At 63.5% G+C, this 1,420-nt stretch carries 1 protein-coding gene and 1 pseudogene; both read right to left on the bottom strand.

Features of this window, described 5'->3' with window-relative positions:
* Positions 1 to 76: 76 nt before the first annotated feature.
* Positions 77 to 250, bottom strand: coding sequence for a hypothetical protein (locus tag A9X01_RS31190; protein WP_232526907.1), 174 nt, complete (start codon positions 248 to 250; stop codon positions 77 to 79).
* A 678-nt stretch (positions 251 to 928) separates the two neighbouring features.
* Positions 929 to 1,213, bottom strand: a pseudogene (locus A9X01_RS31185) (integrase catalytic domain-containing protein); the annotation flags it as partial.
* Positions 1,214 to 1,420 lie beyond the last annotated feature (207 nt).

Below are 1,420 nucleotides of genomic sequence, written 5' to 3'. Positions count from 1 at the left end.
CGAGGTGCCTCACGTAAAGGTGAGCGCGAAGCGGTGGCTGGTGCCTCACACATGGTGAGCGCGTGGGGGGCTTGCACTACTTCGCCTCGGCCAATCGGTTGATTGACGGTTGTAATGCTTGCAGGTCGAGGTGGCGGGCGGCGGCCAGGGCCTCGGTCTTGGCTTTGGCCAGGTCCAGCAGCTGCATTTGGATGGTGTTGATCTGACGGGTCAGATCGGCCGGGTTGATGCCCTCGATTCGGGCGGCCACATTCGAGAGTTGTTGTGTATCAAGAACACCTGATGATTGTAGGCGCTGCCACGGGGTGGCCGGGCTGTCGTAGATGCGCTTGCGGCGGCCGCCCGCGGTGGTGGTGTAGCCGACGGGGCTTTTTCGTCGGGGTGAAGAAGTTCAACCGCAGCGACACCAACGGCCACAGCTCGTTGAGTAGCTCCAGTTCCGCCGGGGTGTCGTAGCGCCAGTAGAACGCGTGTTTGCGCACCACGTGGTTGTTCTTGGACTCCACGTGGGCCTGGTCGTTCTTCTGGTACGGCCGCGAGCGAGTCTGGGCGATGTCGCGGTCCTGCAGCCAGTCGGCGACCTCGTGATTGATGAACTCAGACCCGCAGTCTGAGTCGAAACCGCCATCGGGAATGGGAAGCGCTGCTGCAGTTCCTCGATGCCCTCGAGGATCCACTTGGAGGCGTTGTTGCGGATCGAGGCGTTTTCGGTCCAGCCGATCACCAGATCGGTCATCGTCAACGTGCGGGCGAACTCGCCGACCAAACTCGGGCCGCAGTGCGCGACGGTGTCGGCCTCGATCACCCCAGGGGTGTTCGGCGCCTCATCGGCGCAGGTGCGGATGGAGATCGAATTACGCAGCAACGGTGACGGTTTCGTTGTCGAGATGCCCTTGATGCGTATCGCATCCCGGGCGGGTTTGAGGTAGCGGTCCACGGTGGCCGCGCTCATTGTCTTCAAGTCGGCCAAGGCCGCTTCGGTGGCGAACGGTTTGTCAAGATCACCGGCGGCGGTCAGCAGCGGCAGCCATAGTTCGACCATGACCACCAGGTACTTGCCGCACGGCATGCCCATCAACGCCCACACATGCTCCAAAAGCGCCCTGGCGTCGTCGCTGAAGCCCCGCGGCCGCAAGCTGCGCCCGTCGACCTGCTCGGCCGGATCCGCCAGCCTCGGGCCACTCAGCATCCGCCGCGCCGTCGAGCGACCCATCCCGGTCGTGGCCACCACCCGATCCAGAATCTCGCCCTTGTCCGCCTTGGACGCCCTACGGTACTGACCTCGCAGTTTGTTGGTTACTTGCCGTCTTGCGGCCATGTCGATCTTGCCCTCCACATCGGGCAAGCCTTCCGCGCTACGCGCTCAAAATAGCTGAGGCACTACCACCGGCTACGCGCTCAAAGTAGGTGAGGCACGCCG

It is taken from the genome of Mycobacterium asiaticum (assembly GCF_001668675.1).
Lineage (GTDB): Bacteria > Actinomycetota > Actinomycetes > Mycobacteriales > Mycobacteriaceae > Mycobacterium > Mycobacterium asiaticum_D.
The sequence above is the reverse complement of the archived record's forward strand: the minus strand, read 5'-3'. Positions and strand labels throughout refer to the sequence as shown.